The 18,978-nt window shown below is 73.4% G+C and carries 20 protein-coding genes; 8 read left to right on the forward strand and 12 right to left on the reverse strand.

Annotation, left to right across the window (positions count from 1 at the left end; all coding sequences use genetic code 11):
- Nucleotides 1-5: 5 nt before the first annotated feature.
- Entirely contained in the window at nucleotides 6-818 is an 813-nt protein-coding gene (locus KGD83_RS17390) for a helix-turn-helix transcriptional regulator (protein ID WP_249351919.1), read from the reverse strand.
- A gap of 177 nt (nucleotides 819-995) precedes the next feature.
- On the opposite strand from KGD83_RS17390, the gene KGD83_RS17395 reads away from it, so the two are divergent.
- Entirely contained in the window at nucleotides 996-1,553 is a 558-nt protein-coding gene (locus KGD83_RS17395) for a nuclear transport factor 2 family protein (RefSeq protein ID WP_013152735.1), read from the forward strand.
- A gap of 91 nt (nucleotides 1,554-1,644) precedes the next feature.
- Here KGD83_RS17395 and KGD83_RS17400 read toward each other — a convergent pair whose 3' ends face one another.
- Complete coding sequence (locus tag KGD83_RS17400; protein WP_041552577.1) at nucleotides 1,645-2,121, reverse strand: MarR family winged helix-turn-helix transcriptional regulator; 477 nt, start codon at nucleotides 2,119-2,121, stop codon at nucleotides 1,645-1,647.
- A gap of 219 nt (nucleotides 2,122-2,340) precedes the next feature.
- Here KGD83_RS17400 and KGD83_RS17405 point away from each other — a divergent pair, with 219 nt between their 5' ends.
- The 4 genes from KGD83_RS17405 to KGD83_RS17420 all read left to right on the forward strand — a co-directional run bounded on the left by KGD83_RS17405 (nucleotide 2,341) and on the right by KGD83_RS17420 (nucleotide 7,151).
- On the forward strand, nucleotides 2,341-4,158 hold the full coding sequence (locus KGD83_RS17405) for a flavin-containing monooxygenase (RefSeq protein WP_212640198.1): 1,818 nt from the start codon (nucleotides 2,341-2,343) through the stop codon (nucleotides 4,156-4,158).
- A 169-nt stretch (nucleotides 4,159-4,327) separates the two neighbouring features.
- Nucleotides 4,328-5,368: an SMP-30/gluconolactonase/LRE family protein gene (locus KGD83_RS17410; RefSeq protein ID WP_212640199.1), complete on the forward strand. Its 1,041-nt coding sequence runs from the start codon at nucleotides 4,328-4,330 to the stop codon at nucleotides 5,366-5,368.
- 253 nt (nucleotides 5,369-5,621) lie between these two features.
- Nucleotides 5,622-6,095 (forward strand): carboxymuconolactone decarboxylase family protein, encoded by a 474-nt coding sequence (locus tag KGD83_RS17415; RefSeq protein WP_212640200.1) that lies wholly within the window; start codon nucleotides 5,622-5,624, stop codon nucleotides 6,093-6,095.
- A 132-nt stretch (nucleotides 6,096-6,227) separates the two neighbouring features.
- Entirely contained in the window at nucleotides 6,228-7,151 is a 924-nt protein-coding gene (locus KGD83_RS17420; protein ID WP_212640201.1) for an RNA polymerase sigma-70 factor, read from the forward strand.
- A gap of 101 nt (nucleotides 7,152-7,252) precedes the next feature.
- On the opposite strand, the gene KGD83_RS17425 is transcribed toward KGD83_RS17420, so the two are convergent.
- The 3 genes from KGD83_RS17425 to KGD83_RS29145 are packed head-to-tail and all read right to left on the reverse strand — an operon-like array spanning nucleotide 7,253 to nucleotide 8,599.
- Nucleotides 7,253-7,663: a VOC family protein gene (locus KGD83_RS17425; protein WP_019611340.1), complete on the reverse strand. Its 411-nt coding sequence runs from the start codon at nucleotides 7,661-7,663 to the stop codon at nucleotides 7,253-7,255.
- A gap of 20 nt (nucleotides 7,664-7,683) precedes the next feature.
- A complete protein-coding gene (locus tag KGD83_RS17430; protein ID WP_338036961.1) occupies nucleotides 7,684-8,049 on the reverse strand; it encodes a helix-turn-helix transcriptional regulator in 366 nt (121 codons plus the stop codon).
- Nucleotides 7,946-8,599, reverse strand: a complete 654-nt coding sequence (locus tag KGD83_RS29145; protein ID WP_338036916.1) for an MmyB family transcriptional regulator — start codon at nucleotides 8,597-8,599, stop codon at nucleotides 7,946-7,948. The genes KGD83_RS17430 and KGD83_RS29145 overlap by 104 nt, the downstream gene beginning before the upstream one ends.
- Before the next feature lie 62 nt (nucleotides 8,600-8,661).
- On the opposite strand from KGD83_RS29145, the gene KGD83_RS29150 reads away from it, so the two are divergent.
- Nucleotides 8,662-9,213, forward strand: a complete 552-nt coding sequence (locus KGD83_RS29150; protein ID WP_338036917.1) for a hypothetical protein — start codon at nucleotides 8,662-8,664, stop codon at nucleotides 9,211-9,213.
- Nucleotides 9,214-9,388: 175 nt separating this feature from the next.
- Here KGD83_RS29150 and KGD83_RS17445 read toward each other — a convergent pair whose 3' ends face one another.
- The 4 genes from KGD83_RS17445 to KGD83_RS17460 form a co-directional block, all read right to left on the reverse strand.
- The gene (locus tag KGD83_RS17445) at nucleotides 9,389-10,339 is read right to left on the reverse strand and encodes a DUF1177 domain-containing protein (protein ID WP_212640203.1); all 951 of its coding nucleotides are present in this window, start codon (nucleotides 10,337-10,339) and stop codon (nucleotides 9,389-9,391) included.
- 158 nt (nucleotides 10,340-10,497) lie between these two features.
- Nucleotides 10,498-11,175: an aspartate/glutamate racemase family protein gene (locus KGD83_RS17450; RefSeq protein WP_212640204.1), complete on the reverse strand. Its 678-nt coding sequence runs from the start codon at nucleotides 11,173-11,175 to the stop codon at nucleotides 10,498-10,500.
- Nucleotides 11,172-11,879: an AroM family protein gene (locus tag KGD83_RS17455; protein WP_212640205.1), complete on the reverse strand. Its 708-nt coding sequence runs from the start codon at nucleotides 11,877-11,879 to the stop codon at nucleotides 11,172-11,174. Before KGD83_RS17455 ends, KGD83_RS17450 begins: the two co-directional genes overlap by 4 nt.
- Nucleotides 11,880-11,893: 14 nt before the next feature.
- Nucleotides 11,894-13,543, reverse strand: a complete 1,650-nt coding sequence (locus KGD83_RS17460; RefSeq protein WP_212640206.1) for an OPT/YSL family transporter — start codon at nucleotides 13,541-13,543, stop codon at nucleotides 11,894-11,896.
- 216 nt (nucleotides 13,544-13,759) lie between these two features.
- Here KGD83_RS17460 and KGD83_RS17465 point away from each other — a divergent pair, with 216 nt between their 5' ends.
- A complete protein-coding gene (locus KGD83_RS17465) occupies nucleotides 13,760-14,611 on the forward strand; it encodes an IclR family transcriptional regulator (RefSeq protein ID WP_212640207.1) in 852 nt (283 codons plus the stop codon).
- Between the two features lie 9 nt (nucleotides 14,612-14,620).
- Nucleotides 14,621-15,379 (forward strand): dipeptidase PepE, encoded by a 759-nt coding sequence (gene pepE, locus KGD83_RS17470; RefSeq protein ID WP_212640208.1) that lies wholly within the window; start codon nucleotides 14,621-14,623, stop codon nucleotides 15,377-15,379.
- 193 nt (nucleotides 15,380-15,572) lie between these two features.
- Here the strand turns inward: pepE and KGD83_RS17475 are convergent, their stop codons facing one another.
- Genes KGD83_RS17475 through KGD83_RS17485 form a run of 3 tightly spaced genes read right to left on the reverse strand, consistent with a single transcriptional unit; the run spans nucleotide 15,573 to nucleotide 18,603 of the window.
- Nucleotides 15,573-17,096 carry a fluoroquinolone export ABC transporter permease subunit gene (locus KGD83_RS17475; RefSeq protein WP_212640209.1) on the reverse strand — a complete coding sequence of 508 codons (1,524 nt, stop codon included), beginning with the start codon at nucleotides 17,094-17,096 and terminating at the stop codon, nucleotides 15,573-15,575.
- Entirely contained in the window at nucleotides 17,093-17,947 is an 855-nt protein-coding gene (locus KGD83_RS17480; RefSeq protein WP_212640210.1) for an ABC transporter ATP-binding protein, read from the reverse strand. The genes KGD83_RS17475 and KGD83_RS17480 overlap by 4 nt, the downstream gene beginning before the upstream one ends.
- 8 nt (nucleotides 17,948-17,955) lie before the next feature.
- Nucleotides 17,956-18,603 carry a TetR/AcrR family transcriptional regulator gene (locus KGD83_RS17485; protein WP_212640211.1) on the reverse strand — a complete coding sequence of 216 codons (648 nt, stop codon included), beginning with the start codon at nucleotides 18,601-18,603 and terminating at the stop codon, nucleotides 17,956-17,958.
- Between the last annotated feature and the right edge of the window lie 375 nt (nucleotides 18,604-18,978).

The raw sequence follows: 18,978 nt of genomic DNA on the forward strand, positions 1-18,978 counted from the left end.
GCCCCTCACGGCACGGAGGGCTGCTCCTCGCCGTGAGGCGTGTAGAGCATGATCCAGTGGTCCCGCTCGGGGTCGTGGAGCACCTCGATCTCGAAGCGGGACCACCCCCGGGCCGGGTGGCGCATCTGTTTGACCGCGGACCTCGAAACGCCGACCTCCCCCTCCTCCCAGTGGTCGCGGAAGCTCCGGCTGGTCTCGGTGAGCTCGGCGAGCAGGGCGCGAAGGTAGGCGTCCTCGGGGTACCGGCTCAGCGCCGTCCGGAGTTCGGCGGCCGCCGCCCGCAGGAACCGGTCCGCGCCCCCGCCCCCGAGCAGCTGCGTGAGCACGTCGGTCGTGAAGGCCTGGTAGGCGATGTTGCGATCGAACGGACCGCCGCCGGTCAGGGACCCCAGCAGCTCCCGCGCGGCCTTGTTGCGGGCGAGGAGGTCGAGCCGCCCGTCGTGCACGGTGACCGGCATCGTCTCGTCCAGGCCGCGCAGCAGACGCAGCAGCCCGGGGCGGATGACCGAGGAGGGCGAGGCCGGTTCGGGCGGGGGCTCGCCCCCCAGCCGGAAGAGGTGGTCGCGTTCGGCGTCCGAGAGCCCGAACGCCCGGGCCAGCGAGGAGAGGACCTCACGCGAGGGGCGGGGCGCCCGGCCCTGTTCCAGGCGCGTGTAGTACTCCACCGAGATACCCGCGATGTCGGAGACCTCCTGGCGGCGGAGCCCCGGAACCCGCCGACGGGACACCCGCACACCGCCCCGAGGCTCCGGAGGGCTCATCGCGGCCCTGCGCCGCCGCAGGTACTCCCCGAACTCGGTCCGATCGCTGCTCGACATGCCCCCCATTGTCCCCGCCCCGCGCCCCGTGCCGTCGGGCGAGCCTGGTCCTGCCGGTACCACCCTCGACGCGGTCTTCCTCCCCCGTCCGGCTCCCCGGATCATCGAGAGCACACCGCACCGGGCGCACCGGGACCGCCCGGAACGCGCGGCGGAACACGACGATCGGAGACTTCCATGCACGACCAGAGGCTGACCCCCGCCACCCACGCCGGACTCGCCGTGGCCCGGGAGTTCGTCCGCGCCGTCGAGGCCGAGGACATCGAGGCCGTGGCCCGGACCCTGGCCGACGACGCGCGGCAGCTGTTCATGCACGCCCGGGGCGCCACGACCCCCGAGGGCGTCACGGACATCATCGAGGGGCGCACACGGGGCCTGTGCGTGGCGGACGTCAAGGGCAGGAGCGAGGTCCTGGCCTACACGGGCGCGCTGTTCGACAAGTTCGCCCCGCTGCGGTGGCGCGACCACGCGTGGCGCGTCTCGCCCGACGGCCGCCAGCTCTTCTTCCACGGCGTCGGCGACATGGTCGTCGCGCGCACGGGCCAGCCCTACCGCAACACCTACGTGACGCGGTTCGACGTCGAGGACGGCCGGATCGTCCTCATGGCCGAGTACGGGAACGCGCTCATGTACGCCGGTCTGGGCGTGCGCCCGAACGGGGCCGAGTTCCGGGCCCTGCTGCGCGCGGTCGGACGCATGGTCTCGCCACGGCTGTCCGCCCGGTCGGGCCGGTAACCCTCCCGCCCCGCACGTGCGGGGCGCGCCCCTGTCCCCAGTCGCCCCGGACATGGGGCCGCCCGGTGACCGGCCCGCCCGGCGCGCGGGGTCAGTCCGTTGCGCCCAGCCGGGAGATCTCCTTGCTCACCGCGCGAAACCCCTGTTCGAGGGCGCGCAGGTCCTCCATGGGCAGGCCCATGAGGATGTCGTCGCGAAAGGGCCGCGCCACCATCAGCCGCCGCACGACCGAGGCGCCCAGGGGCGTGGCTCGGAGGCGGCGGACGCGCTGGTCGTCGGGGTCGGCCGAGCGTTCGGCGACACCGTGGGCCACGAGCCGGTCGAGCACGCCCGACATCGACGCCATGGAGACGCCGAACGACTCCGACAGCCCCCTGCCCGTCGCGCCCTCCTTCGTGGTGACCAGGACCATGAGCACCCTGAGCTGCTGGATGGTGAGGTCCATCGACAGCAGGTTCTGCAGGAGGGCGGCCATCACGGTCTCCTCCATCATCCCGTTCAGGGTCTGGATCTCGCGCACGATGCGTTCGCGTTCGTGTTCGCCCTGTTCGGTCGCCTGTTGCCGCATAGCCGCCATGATAGAGCGCCGCGACGGGCGCCCCCCGACCCCAAATACTTAGCCTGATGCTAAGCTTTTTGGCGCACGGTTCAACGACACCGCCGCCGCATCGGGATGGCAGCCGCCCGGATCCCGTTCCACGCTCCCGTGAGCACCACGGCCATCCCCCGCGCGAGCCCGGCGCCGCGTCCGCGTCGCGATGCGACGGCAACGAAGTGAGGACGGCACATGGGCACAGCCTCCGACACGACCGCCGACACCGACGACCGCACCGGGGAGATCGACCTCGACGCGCTGCGGGCCAGGTACGCCCGCGAGCGCGACCGCCGCGTCCGCCCCGACGGCACCGGCCAGTACCGCTCGGCCAAGGGCGGGTTCGGCTACTACGCCAAGGACCCCTACACCCCCCGGACCGAACGCGAACCGCTGACCGACACCGTGGAGGTGCTCGTGATCGGCGGCGGCTTCGGCGGCCTGACCACCGGCGCGCGGCTGCGCCAGGCGGGCGTGGAGTCGATCCGGATGATGGACGAGGCGGGCGACTTCGGCGGAACCTGGTACTGGAACCGCTACCCGGGCATCCACTGCGACATCGAGTCCTACTCCTACATGCCCCTGCTGGAGGAGGTCGGCTACGTACCGAAGTGGCGCTACGCACCCGGCGAGGAGATCCGCCGCCACGCCGTGGCCGTCGCCGAGACCTTCGGGCTGTACCGCGACGCCCTGTTCCACACCCGCGCCACCGCGCTGACCTGGGACGAGGACGCTGACGAGTGGGTAGTGGAGACCGACCGCGGCGACCGGATGCGCGCGCGGTTCGTCATCACCTCCTCGGGCACGCTCACCCAGCCCAAGCTGCCGGGCATCCCGGGGATCGACACCTTCCGGGGCCACACCTTCCACACCAGCCGCTGGGACTACGGCTACACCGGAGGCGACCAGAACGGCGGCCTCACCGGCCTCGCCGACAAGAGGGTCGCGGTCGTGGGCACCGGCGCGACCGGCGTACAGGTCATCCCGCACCTGGGACGCGACGCGAAGCACCTGTACGTGTTCCAGCGCACCCCCTCCTCGGTGGACGTGCGCGACAACCGCCCCACCGACCCGGAGTGGGCGGCCTCCCTCAAGCCCGGCTGGCAGCGCGAGCGCATGGAGAACTTCCTGGCGATCGTCTCCGGCGAGCGGGTCGAGACCGACCTGACCCGCGACGGCTGGACCTCCACCGCCCGGCTCCAGCGCAAGATGATCTCCGGCGCGCTGGACACCAGCGTCCCGACCGAGGAGCGCGAGCGGATCGACGAGCTCGTCGACGCCCGCAAGATGAACCAGATCCGGGCGCGCGTGGACGAGGTCGTGGACGACCCGGCCACGGCCGAGCTGCTCAAGCCCTGGTACCGCTACATGTGCAAGCGGCCCTGCTTCAGCGACCACTACCTCCAGACCTTCAACCGGCCCGACGTCACCCTGGTGGACACCGCGGACCACGGCGGCATCACCCGCATGACCGAGGACGCGATCGTCGTCGGGGACACCGAGTACCCCGTGGACTGCGTCGTCTTCGCCACCGGGTTCGACGTGGGCGTGTCCGGGGTGATGTCGGGAACGCTGCCGGTGCGCGGGCGCGGCGGGCGCGACCTGCTGGCCTCCTGGAGCCGCGGACCCAGCACGCTGCACGGCTTCTACAGCAACGGGTTCCCGAACCTGTTCCACCTGGGCGCGCTCCAGAACGCCAACTCGGTGAACTTCGCGCACATCCTGCTGGAGCAGGCCGAGCACATCGCCGCCGTCGTCGCCGAGGCGCGCAAGACCGGGGCCCCGGTGGTCGAGCCCTCCCAGGAGGCCGCCGACGAGTGGGGCCGGACCGTCCGGGAGACCGCGCACGACAACTCGGCGTTCCAGGCCGAGTGCACTCCCGGCTACTACAACCGCGAGGGCGCGGGCGTGCACGGCGGCTTCTCCTACAGCCCCGGTCCCGTGGCCTTCCACCGGCTGCTGGCGGACTGGCGCGGGAGCCGCATGCACGAGGTCATGGACGCACGGCCCTAACAGCGCGCGGCCGTTCCGGCCGGGAACCCTCGCGGGCGCCCTCCTCCGGAACGCCCCGTCCTCCGGGGCGTGCCCGGCGCACGCGCGCCCCGCCGCGCGGCGGGCGCGCGTGCGCCGGGCACGCCCCCTGACACCCGATCCCGCATCCCAGACCCCGAGGGAGAACCGTATGGAACCGCACTGCCCCAGGCCGCGACGAACGGTGGCCGCCCGCGCACTCGCCGCGCTGGCCCTGACCGGCGCGGCGGCCGGATGCGCCGCCCCCGCCGCCACGAGCGAGGACGGAGAGGACGGCGGAACCGAGCGCACCGCCGAACTCCTGGTCCAGGTGACCTCCGTCCACGAGGAGACGGGGATGACCCTGCTCGAAGGCCCGACCTTCGACGCCGACGGGCGCCTGCTCGTCGTGGACGTCACCGCCCCCGCCGGGGAGCCCAAGGTGCTCGGGGTGGACACCGAATCCCGGGAGGTGACCCCGGTGTTCACCGATGAGACCAGCGCCTACACCTCCGCGCAGTTCAGCCCGCACGACGACCGGCTCTACCTGACCGACTTCGCCGGCGGGAAGATCGACAGCATCACCCCCGAGGGCGGGGACCACACCACGTTCTTCTCCGGGGAGGTCGACGGCGCGCCGATGAACCCCGACGACCTGGCCTTCGACGAGGCCGGGAACATTTACGTCAGCGACTCGGCCGGTGTCATGGACCCGGCGTGGGAACGCCGGGGCAGGGTCGTCAGAATCGACCACGAGACCGCGGAGGCGACCGTCCTGGCCGAGGAGCTGCCCGCGCCCAACGGCATCTCGTTCACCGCGGACTTCTCGGGGCTGTGGGTCGGCCAGTACGGCGCCAACCGCGTCGACCACTACGCGCTGAACGAGGACGGCACCGAGGTGGAGACCTCCCACGCCGCCCTGTACTTCGACGGAGGCACGAGCCGGATCGACTCCATCGCGGTGGACGCCGACGGCAACCTCTACCAGGCCGTCCACGGCCAGCCGCGCGTCTTCGTGTACAGCCCGCTCGGTGAGCACCTGGCGACGGTCGGCGTCCCGGCCGACGCCGCCGAGGGGCTGTACTCGGCCACCAACGTGGCCATCGCACCGGGGACGACCGACGCCTACATGACCGTCAGCGGGGACGACGGCGGGTTCGTCTACTCCTTCGACGCGCTCGCCGAGGGGATCCGCCAGTCCAACGGCGGCTGACCGTCCGCCCCCGCGGGGGAAGGGACGGAACCGGTCGCGCGGCCCGCCCGGGAGCACGTCGACCGGCTCCCGGGCGGGAGGGCCCGGGTCACGCGCGTCCAGGTGGCGGGGCGACGGGCCGTCCCGCCCCAGGGGGCACGTCAGCCAACCCCCGAACCCACAGGAGACCCGGGTCACAACCACCCGTGTCACAGGCTGTCGGGCTGTCTCGTCTCAGGGGGTGTAACCGACGACGACCGCGAAGGAGCACCCCATGGACGCGAGACTCGACTACTTCACCAGCCCGGCCGCGGGCAGGGCCGTCAAGCCCTTCATGTCCGTGGGCAGGGCCCTCAGGGACTCGGCGCTGCCGAAGGCGACGCAGGGACTGGTGGCGCTGCGCGTGAGCCAGATCAACGGCTGCGCCGTCTGCCTGGACATGCACACCAAGGACGCCGCCGCTGCCGGTGAGACCGCCGTGCGGCTGAACCTGGTCGCGGCGTGGCGGGAGGCCACGGTCTTCACCGACGCCGAGCGCGCCGCGCTGGAGCTGGCGGAGGAGGGCACCCGGGTCGCGGGCGCGGCGGGCGGGGTCAGCGACGAGGTGTGGGAGCGCGCCGCCGAGCACCACGACGAGGAGCAGCTCACCGCCCTGGTCATGCTGGTCTCGTTCATGAACGCCGTGAACCGGCTCAACATCATCACCCGGCAGCCCGCAGGAAGCTACGAGCCCGGGCAGTTCCACTAGGTTCCGGCACGGGGCCCGGCGGCTGCGGACTTCGGGTTCCGGCCCCGGGCCCGGGGTCGGACCGGTCGGCGCGAGCCGCCCGTACCGCGGAGTAAGGCCGGGCGGAAGGGCTTGGGAGAGGGGCGGGGCGGCGTGGGCAAGGTGGAGGACTTCGAGGAGCTGCGGCCGCTGCTGTTCTCGATCTCCTACCGGATCCTGGGCAGCGTGAGCGAGGCCGAGGACGCGGTGCAGGAGACGTGGCTGCGCTTCGACCGCTCGACGACCCGCCCCGCGTCGACCAGGGCCTTCCTGTCGGCCGCGGTGACCCGGATCTCGATCGACGTGCTGCGTTCGGCGCGCGTGCGGCGGGAGGAGTACGTCGGGCCGTGGTTCCCCGAGCCGCTGCTGAGCGACCCCTACCAGGACCCGGCGCGGACGGTGGAACTGGCCGACTCGGTGTCGATGGCGGCGCTGCTGCTGTTGGAGCGGCTCAGCCCGCTGGAGCGGGCGGTGTTCCTGCTGCGGGAGGTGTTCGGCTTCGGGTTCGACGAGGTCGCCGCGGCGGTGGGGCGTTCGGAGGCGGCGTGCCGACAGCTGCTCGTGCGGGCGCGGCGGCACATGGCGACCGGACGGCCGCGGTTCGCGGCGGACCGTCGTGAGCGGCGGGAGCTGGCGACGCGGTTCTTCGACGCGCTGGAGAACGGCGACGTGGACAGTCTGCGGGACCTGCTGGCCGCCGACGCGCAGCTGGTCGGGGACGGCGGCGGCCGGGCCCCGCAGCTGGCCGGGGCCGTCACGGGCGCGGCGAGGGTGGCGCGGCTGCTGGGCACGGTCTTCCCCGAGCTGCTGCGGATCGGCGTGACGTTGGAGCCGCACGAGGTCAACGGCCAGCCCGGCGCGCTCCTGCGCGACCGGGACGGCCGGGTCCTCCAGACGCTGGTCCTGGATGTGCTCGACGGGCGGGTCCAGAACGTACACGGGGTGATCAACCCCGACAAACTCGGCCACCTCGGCCCGGTCGCCGACGCCTGGGCCGTGGACCGCGAGGTGAGGCGGGCACGGAAGCGGTCGCGCTGACCCCCGCGGCCGGGACCGGCCCCGATCGGACCGGCCCCGACCGGTGGGCGGGCCGAAGGCCGGGCCGCAGGGTCGTGCGGGGGGCCGTACGAACCCCCCGTTCAGACGGTCTGGTTGACGCGCACGAGGTTGCCGGACGGGTCGCGGAAGGCGCAGTCGCGGACCCCGTAGTCCTGGTCGATGGGTTCCTGGACCACGTCCGCCCCGGCCGCCTCCAGGCGCTGGAAGAGGCCGTCGAGGTCGTCGGTGGCCAGAGTGATCGCGGTGTAGGTGCCCTTGGCCATCAGCTCCAGGACGGTGCGGCGCTCGTCCTCGGTGACGCCGGGGTCGACGGCGGGCGGGTGCAGCACGATGGAGGTCGCGGGCCGTCCGACCGGCCCGACGGTGATCCAGCGCATGTCCTCGTAGCCGACGTCGTTGCGGACCTCGAACCCGAGGAGGTCGCGGTAGAAGCCCAGGGCGGCCTCGGCGTCGGTGTGCGGCAGGAAGGCGTGGTGAATGGTGATGTCCATGCCCCCAACGCTAGGTCCGGCTACGGGGAGCGCGCTTCTTGATTCCTGACCGGTCTGGTCACCTGTTTGGCCAGGCAGGGCGGGATGCCCGCCGCCGCCCGCGAGTGGTCGCGACGGTAGACGCTCGGCGGCACGCCGACCAGCTCGGTGAACCTCGTGCTGAACGTGCCCAGCGAGGACGAGCCCACCGCGAAGCAGACCTCGGTGACGCTGAGGTCCCCGCGCCGCAGCAGCGTCATCGCCCGTTCGATCCTCCGGGTCATCAGGTACGAGTACGGCGACTCACCGTAGACGCGGCGGAACTCCCTGCTCAGGTGCCCGGCCGACATGTGCGCCCCGCGGGCCAGCGCCTCGACGTTGAGCGGCTGGGCGTACTCGCGGTCGATCCTGTCCCGGACACGGCGGATGGCGGCGATGTCGCGCAACCGCTGTTCCCGTGCGTCCCTGTCGGCCATGGGCGCCATCATCCCACGCCGCGCCCGGATCGGACCGGTCGTGCACAGAGCGGGGGGAAGCCGGGGCGTCCTCCGCGCTCAGCACGGCGGCGAGCGCGGCGCGGCGGTCGGGTCCGGCAGCGGTGGATCCGCACGCGTACTCGTCGGCCGCCGGGGCTTCGTCCCGCCCGCGTTCGGAGGTCGCGGCCCGGCTCGCGAGCAGGTCCAGGCCCTCCGCGGAGGGCGAACCCGGCTCGGCGCTGTGGGCGAAGAGCGACGGGCCGGGGTCCGCGGTCGGCTCCATGGCCTCGAAGGCCAGTTCCAGCCTGCCCACGACGGGGGCGGCGATGGTCTTGGTGCCGCGCGGTGCTGGTGCGTCATCGGCGAGAGGACATTCGATCACGCGGTCCCCGGAACTCCTCTCGGCAGCACGCGAGGGCGGGCGTTCTCCGCGCCGTTCCACCGGTCGGCACCAGCACCCTCGACAGAGCGGCGCGTACACCTCTCCCTCGCGCCGAAAGATGCGCCCATACCGGCGACGAGGGCATCCAGTTCCCTTCGCGCGTGAGGCAGGTTGAGCCCGTAGTGATCGAAACGCGGAGGAGGGTGGACGACGTCCAGAAGAATGTCCGGACAGTCCAGCCCCGCCCACAGGTCCTCGACCGCACTGAGTTCCCTCTCCAGGGAAATGTCCTTCCTGGACACCTCACCGGAGACGAGGAAGACCCACACCCTGGCAGGATCCTCGTGCGGGAAGTCTCGGGGAAGGCGGGAACGCCAGAGGGAGAGGAGCGGAACGACCTGGTCCTCCTCGTCGGACAGGAGCATCCCGATCCGTTCCTCGAACTCACACGAAAGACCGAGGGAGAAATAGTGGGAACACGCTCGGATCACATCGGAGGGATGAACGAAACCCTTTTCCAACCCGAAGGGGAACTCCAGGGGGCAACTCTCACCGAACCCTCGAAGGCGGATCCATGGACACGGAATCCCACGGTGATCCCTCCGAAGCGTCGGAATACGAGCATCGCCAAGCTTGCAGAGGCTCCAGCCGAAGACAGCCGTACTGGAAACAGTCGTGACCGGACTCGGTGGGGGCGACTTTTGGTGCGTTGACCGCACGCGCCTCCTCCGCGGGAGTCGGACGATCACCGTGTCGCCGCAGCGCCCCGGCGCGTGCGCGGTGCTCGGCGCCGCAGACCCTCTCGGGCGGCGCCCAGGACGCCCATGCCTGGAAACGGAACGCGCCGTCCCGCCCCGTGGCCCGGGCGGGACGGCACTCCCCACAGCGTCAGGAGCCGGCGGACTCGCCAGCGCCGCGCAGGTGGGACATGCTCCCGTACAGCTCCTGGAGCCGCCGCACCTCGTCGGCGTCGACGAAGCGGGCGATGCCGCGGCCGTAGTCCTTCGCGGTCTCGATGACGAACCGGACCGCGCTCTCCACGCTGCGCAGGTCCGTGGCGCCGGTGGCCGAACCGGCCACGGCCTCCTCGGTCACGATGGCCACGCCCACGACCGGGGCGCTGGTGGCCGTGGACGGCTGCAGGATCGAGTTCACGTGGTAGACGCCGTTGCCGTACGGGGTGATGTCCTGCATGGTCAGCGGCATCACGACCGGGGCGCGGCCGGTGGTGCGGGAGACGATGTCGAGCAGGCTCTCCGGGACCCGCACGATCCACCCGTCGACGACGGCCGGGGTGATGGCGATGCCGTGGTGGTTGCAGACCCGGTTGCCCTTGGTGGTGTCCACGGACAGGATCGCGTCCATGGCGGGCAGGACCTCGTGCCGGTTGCTGACGTCCTGGTCCACGACCGAGCCCATGAACGGGACAGGGTCGTGGGGCTGGGTCGGGGCGTCGGGGTCGATGTGGGTGGCCAGCACGACGTCGCCGGGCAGGGTGTCGCCCCGGCGGCGCATGTCCAGGAGCTTGGCCGCCGCGGAGACGGCGGTGAGGGCGCCGTCGCCGTCGCTGACGAAGCCGATCTGCTCCGGGCGCGCGCCCAGGCCGCCGAGGCGGCCGAGGATGCCCAGGGTCGGCGCGGAGCCGCCGGAGGCGGCGCCGTCGGTACCGGCGATCGTCACCCGGACGAAGTCGGTGGACCCGCCCTCGCCCGCGACGGTCTCCACGAGGACCTCGCCGTCGGCCGCGCCGTGGCGGCGCAGGTACTCGGCCACGGACGCCCCGTCGGCGCTCGGGGTGTCGAGCAGGTCGTGGGTCTCGATGACGTGGCTCCAGGACATGGGTTCCCTCTCTCAGGTGGTGGACCGCCGGGTCCGGCCGGGCGCCGCGGTCGGCGCCCCGGCCGGGGCGGTCGTTCGGGTGGTCGCCGCGCGGCCTGTGCGCGCGGGCGACACGGCTTGCCGCGTCGGCGCGTTACCGGGTTGTCGCGGTTCCGGGCTCAGTCCCCGGCCGTGCCCGCGGACGTGCCTTCGGCCGCGCCCTCCGCCGCTCGCACGGCGGCGCGCGCGCCGGCGCGGACGGCGTCCACGACGGGGACGCCGACCCGGTCGGCGAGCCGGGCGGCCAGACCGATGGTGGTCATGCCGGTGCAGGCGAACATCAGGGTGTCCGCGCCCATGGCGACCAGGCGTTCGGCGGCCCGGACCGAGGCGGCCAGGCCCGCGTCCGTGCGCAGGTCGTGGGTTCGGCGCACGCCCTCGGGCACGAGCGCGGCGACGCGGGCGGGCCCGAGCACGGAGGTGACCGAGGCCGGGGTGCGGGTGGTCAGGTCCAGGACGCCGACCCGCGAGCCCAGTTCCAGGGCCCGGCGGGCCGCGGCCTCCCCCGCGCCGACGACGGGGATTCCGACCGCGGCGCGGGCCGGGGCCAGGCCCGGGTCGGCGGCGCAGCTGACGAGCAGCGCGTCCACGCCGTCCTCGCGTTCCATGCGCGCGGCCAGGTCGGCGACCTTGGCCGAGGCGAGCGCGAAGGTGGCGTCGTCGTGCACGCCGTCGGGCTGGTCGGGCAGGCACCGCGAAACGGTGTCCACGCCGAGTTCCTCGCGGATGACGCGGCCGTGCGCGTGGAGCTGCTCATGGTCGTCGGTGGTGACCACCCGGATGACGCCGATCCTCATGCCGCCGCCTCCGTCCGCGCGCCGAGCGAGTCCAGGACCTCCGAGGCCAGGCGCACGCACACCGACCGGGCCAGGACCACCGGCAGGCCCGAGGCCGCGGCCGCGCGGGCGCGCATCCCCTCGGTGTAGCCGACGCAGTCCAGGGCCAGGAGGTCGGCTCCGGCGTCGGCCAGGCGCCGCGCGGCGGCGGCGAGGTCGTCGGGGGTGCCGGTGTAGGGGGAGCACACGTCGGTGAGCACCCGGGTCCCGGCGGGCAGGCGGCGGCCGAACTTGGCCTCGGTGTCGCGCCTCTGCTCGGGCAGGGGGCACACGACGCCCAGGCGTCCGGTGTCGCCGAGCAGGGCCGCGGCCCCGAAGGCGATCATCCGGTCGGGCACGAAGAGCGGCTTGTCGTGCTCCAGCTCCGGGAAGGCGCCGGTGCAGGCGAGCAGCACCGCGTCGACCTCGCGTTCCAGGTCGGCGAGCAGGCCCGGCAGGCGCTCCATGACCAGGGACTCGCCCAGGACGACGGAGGTGCCGTCGGCGAGGCGGGTGGTGAGGGCGTGATCGTCGGGGGCGACCGGCCGCGCCTCGATCTGTGCGCGGGTGAGGCCGTCAAGAACGCCCCGCTCGACCACGGTGGCCTCGGGTACCAGGGCGGTGATCTCCGGGGTCAGGTCCGTGCGCGGAGCCTGGCCGATGGTGACGACTCCGAGTCGTGTCATGGTTCCTCCCGGGTTCAGCGGCTGAAGACGGTGCCGACGGAGTGGACGGAGTCCCCGGCGATGAGTCCTGCGCCGACCAGGGCGATCTCCTGTTCGCCCTTCTCGCCGCGGCGGCGCTCCCACACCAGGCGGATCGCCAGCCCGGCGAGGACCAGCCATCCGGCGTTGGGCGTGGCCACGAGCAGGCCGGTGGCGAGCAGGACGCCCATCTGGCGCCGGGGGCCGCCCAGGAGCTGCACGAGCGCGCCGGGCACGGCCCACAGGGCGAGCTGGAGCAGGACGGAGGGGTCGTTCAGCCCGGCCTTGATGGTGTCGGCGTAGACGATCGAGGTGGGCGGCACGGCGCCGTCCTCGAACAGGCCCTGCCAGAGCAGCGCGACCATGCCGATGGCGACGGCGAACCCGATCATGGAGGAGATGAGCTGCTGGCGGCGTCCGTCGAGCTCGAAGGCGGTGTAGGGGCGGCGGTCGCGGCGCAGGACCCATCCGGCCTTGAAGTCGTAGCCCATGTCCGCGAAGGCGGGGCCGGTGGCCGCGCAGTAGCCCACGAGCAGGGCCAGCGGCACGCCGGGGATGCCCAGCGCCAGGCCGAGGATGAGGAAGATGAGGGTGACCGCGAAGGCCGGGAACCAGCCCGCGTGCATGGCGGCCAGGCCGACGATGAGTTCGTGGACCAGGGCGGCCACGGCGGCGAACAGGACGAATCCGAGGATGCCCGGCCAGCTCATGTCCGCCCAGATCCCGCCGGTGACCGCGAGCACGAGGGCGCCCAGGGCGAACAGCACGTAGCCCGAGCCCAGGGCCCGGCCCAGGGTGGCGCGGTCCACGGTGTAGGCCAGGGACGGGTCGTCCCGGGCGGCGCGGTCGCGGGCGGCCTCGCGCTCCCTCTCCCTGCGGCTCTGGCGGCCGGCGAGGATGACCACGATCTGCGCCAGCGCGACCACGCCCGCGCCGATCATGACGCCGTGCGGCACGTAGATCGAGTTGAGGTCGATCCCGATGACCGCCGGGGAGTACTGGGCGACGAGCAGGCCCACGGCGAACATGAGCAGGGCCCAGACGTTGCCGATCATGGCGATGCCCGCCGCCGACATCGGCATGCCCAGGAAGGAGGCGCCGAGCCCGACCGCGCCGCCGCCCACCAGGATGGCCGCCTGGCGTCCGCCCCTGTCACCGGCCTTGATGGTCTCGGCCGCCGCCACCCCGGGCGGCCAGGCCGCGTCGGCGGGCAGGAACCGGGAGCCGAACGCCTTGTACAGCACGAACACGTCGATGAGCAGGCCAAGGGACGCGCCCAGCAGCATCGGCCACACCAGGTCGGGGCGGCCGAAGAGGAAGGGGATGGCGATCGGGGTGAGCAGGGAGTTCGCCGAGGCGAAGGTCGCGCCGGAGATCGAGGACTGGATGAGGTTCTGCCGGTTGGTGTTGCGCATCGAGCGCAGCCCCAGGAACCCGATCCGGCCGATGAGCATGGCCACGACCGCGCCGATGACGCTGGTGTTGGGTGAGACCCCGAGCGTCGTGATCATGTGGATGCCGATCACGGCCCCGAGGAGGCTCACCAGGACGGTGACGATGACGACGACGGGTTCGAACGCGCGCGGGTGGCGGGCGCTTCCCGGGGTCTGCGGTTCGGTGGACGAACCAGGTGCCGACGGTTCCATGTGTGTCCTTCAGGGGTGGCTCACGTCCGTCGAGGACGGAGTGTCGCTGGTCAAAGGCCTGCGGTGCGCGGCTGCCGCGTCCCGGCCCGTCACGCCCAGGCTGCCTCCCGTTCACCCGCCGGGGCAAAGGTTTCCCACTATGTGGGAGTTAAGATCACATTTCGATCCCCGAGGTCGAGGGTCTCGGACCCGGGGGCGGACGTAGGGTGGGCTTCCATGTCCACCGGTTCCACGGAACGCACCGGCCCGCTCCAGACGGTCGACCGGGCGCTCGACGTCCTCCTCAGCTTCGACGAGTACCGCACGAGCTGGGGCGTCCTCGAACTCGCCGACGAGTTCGGCCTGTCGAAGTCGACCGCCCAGCGCCTCCTGGCCTCCCTCGCGGGCAAGGGGTTCCTGCGCGCCGACCCCGACACGCGCCGCTACAGCATGGGCCCCGCCATGTGGCGGATGGCCGGGCTGTGGGAGCGCTCGGGCGGCCTCTCCGTCCTGGCCGAGCCCCTGCTCGCCGACCTGGCCCGCTCCAGCGGCCGCACCTGCCTGTTCTGCGTCCCCGACGGCGCGCACGTGCGCTGCATCGCCGCGGTCGGCGGCTCCGAGGGCCCGCGCCGCTCCCACCCCTTCCTCGACGAGCTCTACCCCGCCCACGCCGGGGCCACCTCCCGGGCCTACTTCGCCTTCCTGGACCCGGCTGAGCGCAGGGCCCTGCTGGCGGGGCGCCCCTCCGCCCGCTTCTCCGACCTCACGCCCTTCGACGAGCAGCAGGTCGAGGAGCTCTTCGACGAGGCCGTCGAGCAGGGCTACGCGCTCTCACAGGGCGAGTACGACGCCGCGTCCCGCGCGCTGGCCGTCCCCGTGTTCGGCGGCAAGCGCGCGGTCGGCTCCGTGACGCTGGTGGAGAACAAGCACTCCGACCACGACGACGACCTGCTCGACCACCTGGCGCCGCTGCGCGCCGCGGCCGACGGTCTCACCGGGCTGCTCTCCAACCGCCGCCCGGCACCGCCCACGCGCAACTGGAGGCGGGGGCACGGCTCCCGCCCCTCCACGCGCCCGACCGCTCCCTGAAGGGGGACCATGCCCGAGCTGCTGCTCTTCTCCAACTCGACCAACCACGGCCGGGGCTACCTCGACCACGCGTGGGAGGAGGTGGAGGCCTTCCTCGACGGCCGGGACTCGATCGCCTTCGTGCCGTTCGCGGGGGGCGACCACGCCGCCTACACGGCTCGGGTGGCCGAGGCCTTCGCGGCGCGCGGAATCCGTGCGACGGGGGTTCCTGCGGACGCCGGGGCCGCGCGGGTCCTGGACGAGGCGCAGGCCGTCTTCGTGGGCGGGGGCAACACGTTCCGCCTCGTGGCCGCCCTCCAGCGCACCGGGCTCATGGACGACCTGCGCGACCGCGTCCTGGCCGGGCTGCCCTACATGGGGGCGAGCGCGGGCACCAACATCACCGCTCCCACGCTGCGCACCACCAACGACATGCCCATCGTGGAGCCGCCCTCCTTCACCGCGCTGGGCTTCGTCCCCTTCCAGATCAACCCGCACTACCTGGACGCCGACCCCCGGTCCACGCACCAGGGCGAGACCCGTGAGACCAGGCTGACGGAGTTCCTGGAGGCCAACGACGTGGACGTCCTGGGGCTGCGCGAGGGAACGCACCTGCGCGTGCGGGGCGCCGGGTCGGACGTGGTCAGAGCGACCGTGGGAGGCACCGCGGTGCAGCCCGGCGCGCCGGGCCCGGCGATCGTCTTCCGGCGCGGCGCGGACCCCTTCGAGGCGTCGGGCGAGGTGACCGACCTGTTCGCGCGCACGCCCCGCTTCGACCAGCCGGTCTAGGCTCCGCGGCGGGGTCGGGTCCGGTCCGCCCGGCTGTCGGACGGGGGAGTTCGGGCAACCGGCTCGTTCGACCGCCGGGAGGAGGATGTCGGGATCGGGCCCGTCCGCTCCTCCGTGGGGGGAGCGGGCCCGATCCGTACGGCTGCAGGAGCGCAGCCGCGGGCCGGGCGGGACGCCTTCCCCGCGCGTCGGCCTACGCGCCCTCGATCCGCCGCACGGTGCGCCGCAGCAGGAGCGCCAGCGCGGCGGCGACCAGGACCCCGCCCGCCAGGCACAGCAGGGGCCCCAGCGGTCCGGCGTCGTAGCCGGGCAGGGCCAGGGCGGGCCAGGACGGCGGGAGCGGCAGCAGCAGGAGGTTCCAGGGCGCGGGCAGGACCCAGGCCGCCACGGGGGTCAGGACCAGGAGCGCGCCGATCCCCTTGACCACGACCAGGGCCTCCACCTTGTTGGCCGACAGCGCGGTCATCGACGCCGTCAGCAGCGGCGCCTGGAGGGCAGCGAGCACGAGGGCGACCGCGACCGGCGCGGACCACCCTGAGGCCATGAGCCCGCTCAGGGGCAGGGCCGCGGCGAGCCCGGCCAGGGACAGGACGGTGACCAGGACCGTCCGGTAGCCGAGGTAGGCGGGCACGGACACCGGCGAGGCGCGCAGCACGAGCAGGACGTTCTCGTCGGAGTCCTCGACGGCGCGCAGGCCGCCGACCACCCCGAACATCATGGGCACGTGCAGCAGGACCAGCGCCGCCAGGACCACGGGGGTGTGCGGCGCGAGGTCGAACCCGTAGGAGCCGAGGACGAACTCCGAGGCCGCCGGGAAGGCGAAGCGGATGGCCAGCGCCAGCAGGACCGGGGCCCCGAGCATGAGCAGCAGCAGGGGGTCGCGCCCGGTGCCGAAGAGGTCGACGCGGGCGAAGCGCACGATCGCCGGGAGGCCGCCGCGTCCGGTGACCGGCCGGGCGGGCCCGCCCGCACCCCTGCCGTTCGTGTGCGGCCGGGGAGCGGGGGCGGCTCCGCGCTCGACCGCGCGGGAGGCGGCGACCACCCCGGCCGCCGCCCACGCCACGGCGTAGACCGTGCCCGCGGCCAGGGCCGCGGGGGACGCGTCCAGGGAGCCGGGCGCGGCCCCCAGGCGGATGAGGTCGGCGCCCGCGGTGGTCGGCACCGCGTACAGGATCGGGTGCTCCAGGATCGCGCTGACGTGCAGGAGGGGGACCAGGACCAGCGGCGCGACGGTGAGCGGTGCCGCGAGGAGGAAGCCCGACAGGTCCCGGGAGCGGGCTCCCACCGCCAGGCACACGGTGAGCAGCAGCAGACAGGTGAGCGCCACCCCGCCCAGGACCGGCGGCAGGGCCTGCGCGAGGTCGGCGAAGCGGCCCCGCAGCGCCGCCGCGAGCATCGGCACGGCGATGAGCAGCGTCAGCGCGGTGAGCACCGCGAGCCGGGCCGCCACCCCCTCCCCCGCGCGCAGCGGGGTCACCGTCAGCGCCGAACGCGTTCCCTCGGCGCGTTCGAAGAGCAGCAGGGCCGCGGCGAAGAGCGCGCCGAAGCCCGCCGTGTCGAGGAAGAGCAGGTAGGCCGCCACCGTCCCGGCCGCCTCGGCGGGGACCGCGAGCAGGACCAGGCTCCACACGGCGCCGAGAGCGGCGGCCACGGGTACGACGCCGTAGCGCAGTCCGACCCTCGACTCCAGCGCGGCGGCCGCGAGCAGGCGGTTCACAGCCTCTCCCGGGTGACCGTCGCGAAGACCTCGTCCAGAGAGGCCTCGCGGGTGTGCAGCGTCTCCACCTCGCCCCGCCTCAGCAGATCCAGGAGTTCGGCGTCCCCGGCCAAGGCCTCCATCGGCATCTCCCGGGCGGCCCGTCCGCGCACCCGGGCCACGAGTCCGGGGCGGCCGTAGCGGAGCTTGAAGCCGCGCGGTGCGTCCACGGCGGCGATCCGTCCACCGGCCACGAAGGCGACCCGGTCGCACAACAGGTCGGCGGTGACCATGTCGTGCGTGGTGAGGAAGACCGTGCACCCCCGGTCGGCCGCCTCCCGGACGACCTCCCTCACCAGGGCGGAGCGCACCGGGTCCTGGCCCGAGGTGGGTTCGTCCAGGAAGAGGAGTTCGGGTCTGTTGACCAGCGCCCGGGCCAGGTTGAGCCGCATGCGCATGCCCTTGGACAGGTCGTCGACCCTGCGGTCGGCCGCGTCCGCCAGGTCCACCCGGGCCAGGAGTTCGCCGGGGTCCTCGACGGGACCGCGGTAGAGGGAGGCGAAGGCGGCGAGGTTCTCGCGGGCGGTGAGCTTGCCGAACCCGGCCGGGAGCTCGAAACCCACGCCCACGCGCTCGAAGTAGTCCGCGCCCCGGTCGCGCAGGGGCCGACCGAGGACGCGCACCTCGCCCTCGTAGCGGCGCAGCAGCCGGGTGAGCACCTTCTGGGTCGTGGACTTTCCGGCGCCGCTGGGGCCGAGGAAGCCGAAGACCTCGCCGCGGGCCACGGAGAAGCTCATCCCCGCGACCGCGGGCCGGTCGGCGTTCGGGTAGCGGACCCGGAGGTCCTCGACGGTGATGACCTGGTCGGTCATGGGGGTCCTCAGGGTCGGTGGCGGGTGGTCGAGGGAGCGCGCAGGGCGAGGAAGGCCCGGTCGACGAGCGCGGGCAGTTCGTCCCGGCCGTGCGAGTCCACCCAGGCGACGACGGCCTCGGACAGCACCGCCGAACAGGCGGCGGCGACGGCCCTGGTCTCCAGGCCGGGGGGCTCGGTCCCGGGCGTTGCCGGGTCGGGGGCTCCGCTTCCGGACGGAATCGGGTCGGGGGCCTCACTCCGGGCCGGGGCCAGACCGCGTTCGAAGGCGGTGCTCGCCGAGGCCAGGTTCTCGCCGATGCGTGAGCGCAGGGCCGGGATGGACAGCAGGAGGCGGGCACGGGCCAACAGCACCTCCCGGCTGTCCTCGTAGACCCGGCCGAGTCCGACCAGGGTGGCCCGGTGGATCCGCTCGACGGCCGGAAGCGTGTCGGGCTGTTCGCGGACCAGCTCCTCCAGCATCGGGTCGTACTCGTCGCGCAGGACCACGTCCTCCTTGGAGGGGAAGCAGCGGAAGAACGTCATGTGCGAGACGCCCGCCTCACGGGCGATCTGGGCGACCGTGGTCGCCTCGTAGCCCTGCCGCTCGAACAGGCGCAGGGCGACCTCCTGGATAGCGGCCCTGTTGCGCCGTCTGCGGCGCGTGCGCTGGTCCACGTCCGCTCCTCCCCGTCCGGTTCCGACACAAGAAGTGTTATTCACTAACACAAGTTCGTCAATCCCTTTCGCGAGGGCCCAGAGACCGCGGCGGCGCCGGAGCGGCTCAGCGGGAAGAATGCGCACATGTCCGGGGCGGCCACTACGAGCACGGCACGGCCTCCGCCGAACTCGCGCACCGGCGCGGCCGACCGGCGCCCGAACGCGCCCTGGACGCCGGTGACCGCAGCGCGCTCACGGGCCGGGGCCGCCGCTGAGCGCAGACCGACCGCGGGTGGGCGGAGGCGGTCGCCGAGTTCGGTCCCGCGTCGGTTCTGCCCGGCGCAACCGGCCCCTTCCCCGGCAAGAGGCCGGGCTTCCCCACCGAGGACCCGC

The organism is Nocardiopsis akebiae (genome assembly GCF_018316795.1).
Lineage (GTDB): Bacteria > Actinomycetota > Actinomycetes > Streptosporangiales > Streptosporangiaceae > Nocardiopsis > Nocardiopsis dassonvillei.

Bases quoted from the DNA above. Each gene is read 5' to 3' on its own strand.
- KGD83_RS17400 (WP_041552577.1), bottom strand. From the start codon at position 2,121: ATGCGGCAACAGGCGACCGAACAGGGCGAACACGAACGCGAACGCATC.
- KGD83_RS17460 (WP_212640206.1), bottom strand. From the start codon at position 13,543: ATGGAACCGTCGGCACCTGGTTCGTCCACCGAACCGCAGACCCCGGGA.
- KGD83_RS17450 (WP_212640204.1), bottom strand. From the start codon at position 11,175: ATGAGGATCGGCGTCATCCGGGTGGTCACCACCGACGACCATGAGCAG.
- KGD83_RS17390 (WP_249351919.1), bottom strand. From the start codon at position 818: ATGTCGAGCAGCGATCGGACCGAGTTCGGGGAGTACCTGCGGCGGCGC.
- KGD83_RS17405 (WP_212640198.1), top strand. From the start codon at position 2,341: ATGGGCACAGCCTCCGACACGACCGCCGACACCGACGACCGCACCGGG.
- KGD83_RS17415 (WP_212640200.1), top strand. From the start codon at position 5,622: ATGGACGCGAGACTCGACTACTTCACCAGCCCGGCCGCGGGCAGGGCC.
- pepE (WP_212640208.1), top strand. From the start codon at position 14,621: ATGCCCGAGCTGCTGCTCTTCTCCAACTCGACCAACCACGGCCGGGGC.
- KGD83_RS17410 (WP_212640199.1), top strand. From the start codon at position 4,328: ATGGAACCGCACTGCCCCAGGCCGCGACGAACGGTGGCCGCCCGCGCA.
- KGD83_RS17425 (WP_019611340.1), bottom strand. From the start codon at position 7,663: ATGGACATCACCATTCACCACGCCTTCCTGCCGCACACCGACGCCGAG.
- KGD83_RS17480 (WP_212640210.1), bottom strand. From the start codon at position 17,947: ATGACCGACCAGGTCATCACCGTCGAGGACCTCCGGGTCCGCTACCCG.
- KGD83_RS17455 (WP_212640205.1), bottom strand. From the start codon at position 11,879: ATGACACGACTCGGAGTCGTCACCATCGGCCAGGCTCCGCGCACGGAC.
- KGD83_RS17465 (WP_212640207.1), top strand. From the start codon at position 13,760: ATGTCCACCGGTTCCACGGAACGCACCGGCCCGCTCCAGACGGTCGAC.
- KGD83_RS17445 (WP_212640203.1), bottom strand. From the start codon at position 10,339: ATGTCCTGGAGCCACGTCATCGAGACCCACGACCTGCTCGACACCCCG.
- KGD83_RS17395 (WP_013152735.1), top strand. From the start codon at position 996: ATGCACGACCAGAGGCTGACCCCCGCCACCCACGCCGGACTCGCCGTG.